Source organism: Thermocrispum municipale DSM 44069, assembly GCF_000427825.1.
Classification (GTDB): domain Bacteria; phylum Actinomycetota; class Actinomycetes; order Mycobacteriales; family Pseudonocardiaceae; genus Thermocrispum; species Thermocrispum municipale.
On the sequence record NZ_ATYT01000024.1, the window covers coordinates 1 to 7,917 of the forward strand.

8 protein-coding genes are annotated in these 7,917 nt (G+C 57.7%); all 8 read left to right on the forward strand.

The genetic code is table 11. The annotated features are described in order from the left end of the window. The coding region (locus YWM_RS26490; RefSeq protein WP_043661320.1) for a hypothetical protein at positions 1 to 435 on the forward strand (435 nt) is incomplete at its 5' end. Continuing rightward, positions 435 to 1,085, forward strand: a complete 651-nt coding sequence (locus YWM_RS25755) for a DUF3558 domain-containing protein (RefSeq protein WP_084612438.1) — start codon at positions 435 to 437, stop codon at positions 1,083 to 1,085. The genes YWM_RS26490 and YWM_RS25755, both read left to right, overlap by 1 nt. Before the next feature lie 515 nt (positions 1,086 to 1,600). Further along, a complete protein-coding gene (locus YWM_RS26215) occupies positions 1,601 to 1,942 on the forward strand; it encodes a hypothetical protein (protein ID WP_156914794.1) in 342 nt (113 codons plus the stop codon). Then, positions 1,909 to 2,589 (forward strand): DUF3558 family protein, encoded by a 681-nt coding sequence (locus tag YWM_RS25760; protein WP_084612439.1) that lies wholly within the window; start codon positions 1,909 to 1,911, stop codon positions 2,587 to 2,589. Before YWM_RS26215 ends, YWM_RS25760 begins: the two co-directional genes overlap by 34 nt. Positions 2,590 to 2,960: 371 nt before the next feature. Beyond that, positions 2,961 to 3,695: a DUF3558 domain-containing protein gene (locus tag YWM_RS25765; RefSeq protein WP_084612440.1), complete on the forward strand. Its 735-nt coding sequence runs from the start codon at positions 2,961 to 2,963 to the stop codon at positions 3,693 to 3,695. A gap of 847 nt (positions 3,696 to 4,542) precedes the next feature. Next, complete coding sequence (locus tag YWM_RS25770; RefSeq protein WP_084612441.1) at positions 4,543 to 5,226, forward strand: DUF3558 domain-containing protein; 684 nt, start codon at positions 4,543 to 4,545, stop codon at positions 5,224 to 5,226. A 371-nt stretch (positions 5,227 to 5,597) separates the two neighbouring features. Beyond that, positions 5,598 to 6,254, forward strand: coding sequence for a DUF3558 family protein (locus tag YWM_RS25775; RefSeq protein ID WP_084612442.1), 657 nt, complete (start codon positions 5,598 to 5,600; stop codon positions 6,252 to 6,254). Between the two features lie 246 nt (positions 6,255 to 6,500). Further along, positions 6,501 to 7,193, forward strand: a complete 693-nt coding sequence (locus tag YWM_RS25780) for a DUF3558 family protein (protein ID WP_211232513.1) — start codon at positions 6,501 to 6,503, stop codon at positions 7,191 to 7,193. Positions 7,194 to 7,917 lie beyond the last annotated feature (724 nt).

Consider the following 7,917-nt stretch of genomic DNA (forward strand, 5'->3'; position numbering starts at 1 on the left):
GCAATGAGCTTCATCGGGGATTGGGCGGACATCCTGCAGTCACTCGAGGAGCAGCGCAAGAAGTACGGCGGCACCTCCATCGGTGACTCCTTCAGCCTTGTCGTCACGGGCAAGGGCTTTCGCTTTCCGGACGAGGCCACGGCCAGGGCGATCGCGCAGCGCTTCGAGGATCGAGCTAAGAGCATGAAACAGCGTGAGTTGCTGATCCGCAAGGCCATCGACGCACTGAGTGGAAAGTTTTCCGATGATGATTACAGCAAAGTTTACGTTCGGGATGCGATTTATTCCCTGAATGCGCTGAAAGAATTGAATATGTCTGCGTCCGAGTACGCTCAGCGGTATTCGCAAAAGATTTCATCAGCGATGGACTTGAAGATGGCAGACGATACGGACGCGGGCACCTGGTTCGACAAAGTTGGGAATTCTGTAGATTGATGGCTCCCAAGAAATTGGTTCCCGCGCTGCTGACCGGACTCCTCGGGCTGTCAATAGCCGCCTGCTCTGATCCATCGGTAGAGAAGGATGCCATTCCGACCCCAGCGCCATCGTCTGAACCCGGCTCATCCAATGGCGTGCCTCAGGTGAGTCGACCCTTGGACGCTAGTTCGTTTCTCGAAGATCCGTGTAAGTTGGTAGATAATCAAACACTGTCTGCATTCGGTGAATTTGAAGAAGGTGAACCAGATGTTGACAGTAACCATGCGCAGAAGCTGATCGGTCCGACTTGCGTTTGGTATGGGAAGCAAGACGTCGGTCGGGCTGTGAGTGTGATCATTGATACTCCCCATCAGAAGTATGCGCAGCCGCATTTGCGAGGTTTGGCCGGCGTTTACGCTTCGAAAGAGTCGGGATCGCTCGATTATCTTCAGGCGGTAGAAATTGATAGCCATCCCGGGTATCCGGCGGTTATTGCTGGAAATAGGAAAGATATGGAAGAGGGCAATCGTTGTGTCGTCTATGTCGGAATTGCCGACGACCTAACTATCAAGACGTCCCTCGACGGAGGACGCGATCCAGAGGAAGCATGCCAAGTGGCGCAGAAAGTTGCAGCTGCCGTGTTGGACACGCTCAAGCAAGCCAACTAGCCACTGTGATGGCGCTGAGCGGCCGGACGGGCTGTCGCTAGGTCGGAGCTTCCCGAGGGCAGCGAGCACGGTCGACGTCGTGCTCGAGCTCCTCGCTTCTGCGGGGAAAAACCTGGTACGGGGTGTTATCTGGCTGCGGGTCGAGCTTGCCGCGTTCGGGCCGTCAATCCCTCTGCTGGTAGCGACGGAGTTTGCTAAACGTAGCTCTTTGTACGTGCCGAGTTGCTACCGTAGGCGGCATCTGGCGGAAGGGTTCTGATATGAGCCTTGGGCTCAGAGCAAGCGCCGTCCCGTCGCGCCGAAGGGCACCGCGCAGTGTGGCGAGGTCCTTCAGGTTCCCGAGATCGTGGGAAGTCACCGTCGGCGGGTACGCGATGAGCCTTACCACCGGAGCAATGACCAGAAAGCCGTCGGGAGGGCCGCAATGAGCTTCATCGGGGATTTGGGCGGACATCCTGCAGTCACTAGAGGAGCAGCGCAAGAAGTACGGCGGCACCTCGATCGGCGACTCGGTTGTGCTCGCGGCGACCGGCAAGGGGTTCCGGTTTCCGGATGAAGCTACAGCCAAGGCAATCGCCCAGCGCTTCGAAGACCGGGCCAACAGCATGAAAGGGCGCGAGATGCTGATTGGGCGCGCCCTTAGGGCTCTGCATAGAGAATTCTCCCCAGATGATTACAGTAAAGCATATGTGAAAAGAACCATCGAATCTTTGGAGTCGCTGCGAGAGTTGAACAAGTCGGCGGCAGAGTACGCCAGGTCCTATTGTGATCAGATTAAAGGTTCGATGGATTCAAAGATGTCAGACGACGATGCTGCTGGCAAATGGTTCAACAAGGTTGGGAACACTGTTCAGTGACTTCGCGAAGGTTGTTGGCGGCGGCCTTCCTGTGTGGGCTCTTCGGATTCTCTGTGGTCGCATGCTCGGAATCTACTGAAAAGGGGGCGATTCCAACCGAGGGTGCGTCTTCGCAAATCGATCGAAATGATGATGTACCCCAGGTGGTTCACCCGCTCGATGCCACTCCTTTTTTGAAGCACCCGTGTCAGCTGGTTGATGATAAATTTCTCGCCAGGTTTGGTGATTTTGAAAAAGGTGAGCCCGACGTAGAAAGTAGCCACGCGCAAAAGTTGATCGGTCCGACGTGTGTTTGGTACGGCAAAGAAGATTTCGACCGCGCGGTCAGTGTCATCATTGATACGCCCCACCAGAAGTATGCTCAGCCAGAGTTGCGCGGCTTGGGTGGCCTCTATGCATCGAAAAAGTCGGGATCGATGGACTATCTTCAGCCGGTTCAGATCCCTGGTCATTCAGACTACCCAGCCGTTATAGCAGGGAAGCAAGACGACATGGTCGAGAATCGTGCTTGTGTCGTTTATGTTGGAATTTCTGACGACTTGACCATCAATACGTCACTTGACAATGCTGACAGTGTCAAAGAAGCGTGTGAGGTGGCGCAAAATGTAGCCGCCGCTGTGCTGGACACTCTCAAGCAAGCCGATTAGGCAGCACGGCGGTTGCAGCCCTGAGGAAAGATTCTGTTGCCAGACGTGACGATCGTGCGATCGACGGGAGGCTGGCAGGTCAACGACTCACCAGGGTGCCGGCGAAAGAGATGACAAGGCGCTGGACGGGCAAGGGCTACACGCCCGGGCGTCATCACGGCAAGCATTTCGCCAGTTTGGAGGGGATGCCCTCGGCTGTCATGAAAAGTCGTGGTTTGATCGAAGTTGTCAGGGCTATTTGTCGGATGTCTTCTCGCGGGGCGGCGCGAGCAGGTAGTATGCGAGCAAGAAGTATCTGGAAGCGCACGATCCGCTCTTCGATATCTCGTGATAACTGATCAAGTCAGACGCTACGTGATGTAGGTTGCATTGTGAAACTCGAACTGGTTTGGAAGGGCAAGCAGGAAAAGCTGTGGAAGAGTCAGATTTCCCGCGAGCCGTTTTGGATGGGACATGTCGTAAGGCTGGTAGCGGTTGCGGGAGCGCTGCTGGCGACGTCGACTGTTCTAGCTTCCTGTAGTGAAGGTGATGGCCCACAGACCAGCGGCTCCGCCTCAGCGACGCCGAGTAGTTCCGCAGGCCCTACGTCGATTGAATATCCAAGAGTTCAGACTCCACTCGACCCGTCGCCTTACCTGGACAACCCTTGCCAGCTGGTCCCGATGCGTGTGCTCAACTCGATTGCGGAATTTCGCGAGGGCGATCCAGACACAGATAGCGCGGCCGCCAAGAAGATGACCGGACCTCGTTGTACATGGCTTCCAAGGGACCTTGATGGGCCAACCGTAGGTATAACGATAGGAACGGTACGCCGTGCTACCGCAGATGAAGGATACAAGGGGCTTGAGATCGAATATCGATCAAAAGAATCAGGCGACATAGATCATCTGCAACCCTTGGCGATCCCAGGGCATCCCGGCAATCCAGCAGTGATCTCTGGGCAAGCCGTCAGAATTAACAATGGCTCCTGCCCAGTAACGGTCGGACTGGCTGACGACCTGACCTTCACGGCGAGAGTGATTGATCGCGAGGACCCGCAGGGGGCGTGCGAAGGGGCCCAGAAGGTGGCGGCTGCTGTGCTGGACACACTCGCAGGTGGGAAATGACGGCTGGTACACCGGCAAGGACAGCGACTTCGTCGTGGGCGATATTGGTCGAACAGGGCGCACGCTAGCTCACACGTGCTGGGACCCTCATGTGACACTCCCCGGCGCCGTAGTCCATGTCCGCGAAGCCCGTCGCTTTCGGCACTGAGGCCACCGAAGGTAGCCGGAGTTCCGCGTGCGGCTACATACGTGCGCACGCCGGCATACGCACGAGTGTGGTCACCGGTGCGGCAGTGCCCCGAAGATCAAAACTCTCCGTAGCGTGATCTTGGCTGTAGTGTCTTGCGGCGAATGGCGACCCAGACCCGCAGCAAGCTACGAGGTGCTCACTGCGTCCTTCATCCCACAATCACTCATGGAGTACCCGAGGGTTCAGACGACGCCCGATCCGACGCACTGCCTGAAGAACGCTTGCCAGGCCGTCCCGACGACCATCTTCCTCAAGATCACTGAGCGTCGAGGCGCGCCCGACGCGGGAAGCGCAATCGCCCAAGGGCTAACTGGCCGTCGCTCCGTACGGCCTTATCGAGGTCATCGACAGTCCATCTGTGAGCCACCTACGTGGCCGCTGTCGTCGGAAGGTTGATGGGGGATACCAAGGCGTGGGCAAATCGACCACTTCGAGCGCCAGTAGGTATCTGGCCAACTTGGATCCCCTGTCATGTCGAGTCGAACGTGAGGGGTCGGTAACGATTCACGTTCGTCACCGGCAGTACTAGTGCCAGATTGACGTTGACAGCACGATCACCGATTCGGGCGCTCTTCGAAGCGTTTAAGTACCCTCAGAAGGGTTACGAACGCCACGTTCGGCACGTTGGCCAACCGATGATGATGTACGGATGACGATATGTCCTCAACTGTTCGGGCGAGCAGGTGGCTTCAAAGGCTCGGTAGCAGCATCGTTTCGTGGTTAACGGGTGTGAGCCTGGTGCTTGCATCCGCTTGCGCGGGAAGCGAGGATGCTGACCGAACTCACGGGGGGCGCGCTAGCTCCACGGATACGCAATCTACTCGGCTGTCCCCGCGAGTCGTTTCGCCGATTGACCCCGGTCCGTTTACTGAGAATCCATGTCGGCTAGTGCCGGAAGATAAGCTTGCCTCGTTCGGGCATGTCAAATCCCCTCAGCCGGACGTGAACAGCAATGCGGCGAAGAAGCTACTCGGGCCGGGGTGTACATGGCTCGCGGCGAGCACGGGGGAGCCGACCATTGGCATCCGCATCCACACCCTGCAGGCTCAACATGCTGACACCGCGTTCGAAGGACTGGAAGGCATCTATCAAGCCAAGAAGTCCGGTAAAATTGATCACCTTCAACCGTTGTTGCTACCTGGTCGTCCCGAGTATCCCGCGGTTGTTTACGGGCAGGCCTCAGATATCAACGCCGGCACTTGCACTGTCAGTGTTGGCCTTGCCGACGATCTCACCTTCTCTGTGCAAACCATCCAAGAAGAAGATCCTAAGAATGCCTGTCTGATTGCGCAAAAGGTGGCCAGCATTGCATTGGAGGCGATGCTGGCGGCGGGCGATTAGCGAGACTCTGTTAGTGAAGTGTTGGGCTACGACCGAGAGTCCTGCACCCGGCTAGCCGGACCGTGTGGAGTTGAGGGAGCGGCGGACCCGACCGGAAGGTGGCCCAATGCTCGTGCTGAGTTGCTACGGGTAGCGAGCGGAGCAAGCACGGCGGCACTTCGAGCAGTGCCCCGTGCAACTTCGCGGTTCCGGGCAATGGCTTCCACACTTCGAACGAAACACACCATGCCGATCTCGCAGTGTTCGAGGATCGAGTTAGAGTATCGTGATTCGGTCCGCTTCCTGAATGCGCTGCGGTAGAAGGTCAAACGCCTAGGGTAGTCAATGAATTCGAAGCAGGTGAATCAGGCCCGCGATGTGAGGTCACTCGAATGAGATTTAGAGTGGCGTTGTCTGCAGCCTTCGTAGCTGCGTCCGTCGCGTTGTCTGCTGTCGCTTCCTGCAGCGACGGCTCTGAGCCGAACGCCGGCGGACTTCCATCGTCGTCGAATAGTTTGACTGTACCGCCACCAGTGGCATATCCGAAGGTGCAGACACCGCTCGATCCTTCGCCTTATCTGGACCATCCTTGTCGGCTGGTACCGATGAGTGCGCTCAACGTGATTGCGGAGTTTCGCAGGGGGGAGCCGGATACAGACAGCACGGCAGCCAAGAAGCTGACCGGCCCTCGCTGTACGTGGATTTCTAAGCGGATCGATGGACCGGATGTGACCATTGCGATCGATACGGTGCGCCGTGAGGTCGCGGACGATGGATTCAAGGGAATTGAGGCTGAGTATCGATCAAAGGAGTCGGGCGACATAGATCATCTGCAACCACTGGCAATTCCTGGCCACCCAGGAAATCCAGCTGTGATCGCAGGGAAAGCTAGTCGGATCAACAATGGCTCATGCCCTCTGACGGTCGGGTTGACCGAAGATCTGACGTTGACGGTCATCGTGATCGATCGTAGGGACTCGCAGGGTGCGTGTGAAGACGCTCAAACAGTAGCGGCTGCGGCACTGGACACCCTGTCGGATAGCAAGTGATCGAACCGCGTTTAGGCTCAGTTGGCCGGGAGGGGAACTTATGCACCAAGCGCCACCAGCTTCGGTGGGAACTTGAGAGAACGGGCAGCCATGGGTTATGTGGTAGCTGATTGCTGGAACCTGAGACTCGGCGCCGCCGAGTTCGATCGAATCGGCTCGACCTAGCGCGTTTCTTTCGCTAGTTGCTGGATCTTAGGTATGTTGCGTTGAGCGCGACTTCAGGGGCGTTGCGATGAGGCTAAGATCGTGGACTTTTTCAGGGCGTGTACGATCGAACGGAAAGTTGGGGGTATTGTCATGCGCAGTGTGTTGGCGTGGGCGCTACTTGTCGCCTTTTTAGCAGGCTGCGGTGAGAAATCTGGAGTGCCAACGATAGAAGAGCCGGTACCTGATGCATCTGCCGGCGCTCAATCGCCGGATCATGTTGATTTTCCCAAAGTGAAGACGATTCTCGATCCGGAGAGGTATCTGAAGAATCCGTGTCGCCTCATAGCGAAGAAGTTCCTTTCGTCCATTGGAGAGTATGGTAGGGGTGAGCCGGATTTGGAAAGTCCCATCGCAAAGGATCTCGGTGGGCCCAGGTGCAGCTGGTATTCCGTGGAGCCGGGTGGCCCCTCGGTCTCTGTGATGATCGGAACAGTCCGACGGGAAGTTGCCGCTGATGGTTTCAAGGGATTGGAAGCTCTATACCGTGGGAAGTCGATGGGGCAATTTGATCATCTGCAACCTCTGGTCATTCCTGGGCATCCCGGAAACCCGGCCGTGATTGCTGGGATGGCGGAAGACATCAACTCAGGCACATGCCCTGTGACGGTTGGGTTAAGTGACGATGTGACGCTCACGTCGATGGTCATCAACCAGGACGACCCGCAGGGCGCGTGTCGAGTGGCTCAGGAAGTGGCCGCTGCTGCACTGGACACGCTCCAGGGGGCCAACTGACGAGCGGTGTACCGGGGGTAAGAACCGAGACGGCGTCGTTATCGACATCGAGCGGCGCATAGGTCCAGTTCTCAGCAGGCAGCTCCGGTGTTGTCGTCGATGGCCGTGGGGTCCGCTGCCTTGGGTGAGGTCGTCGAAGCTCAGAGTTCCGGACGTACCGAGACTTGGTAGCGCGCGCCGGTGTAAGGACAAGTTGGTTTTTGGGGGGCGCTGAAGCTGCAGTGCGACTCGCCAGACCTGACCTTCTGGACTAGTGCCTCCCCGGGGAGCCGCGGGCATCGTGTTTGGACGGCTGGCCTCAACGGCAGAAGATCTACGAGGTCCTCATATGAGGAGGCTTCACCTCGTCGCAGGTTGCCCACAAAAGGTTAACGCGGTGCCTGTCAGGCCGTGTCGAGTGCGGCTGCGCCCGCGCTACATGGAAAGGGCCTCTGCGAGGCGCAGGTGCTGTTGCGCGGCATGCGTCTGTGGACGTGTGGCTAGACCTCGGACCGCTCCTGGTGAGAAGGAGCTCAGCGTAAGGTGCTGCGCCGCTGGCCCTCATCAGCGAAGCTGGTCGACGTTCTGGCTGACGTCCGTAGAGTCCGTGTCTCCAACTGCGTCTGTGCTGCTGAGGGGCGCAATACATGGTTCTCGAGCCTGTGTGAAGTATCCGGAAAGTGGCCCACCGTCTGCGCTGAGTTGCTACCGTAGCGACCGGAGCGATGACCAGGAAGCCGTCGGG

Coding starts and splice junctions, on each gene's coding strand:
- YWM_RS25755 (WP_084612438.1), top strand. CDS start 435: ATGGCTCCCAAGAAATTGGTTCCCGCGCTGCTGACCGGACTCCTCGGG.
- YWM_RS25760 (WP_084612439.1), top strand. CDS start 1,909: ATGGTTCAACAAGGTTGGGAACACTGTTCAGTGACTTCGCGAAGGTTG.
- YWM_RS25775 (WP_084612442.1), top strand. CDS start 5,598: ATGAGATTTAGAGTGGCGTTGTCTGCAGCCTTCGTAGCTGCGTCCGTC.
- YWM_RS25770 (WP_084612441.1), top strand. CDS start 4,543: ATGTCCTCAACTGTTCGGGCGAGCAGGTGGCTTCAAAGGCTCGGTAGC.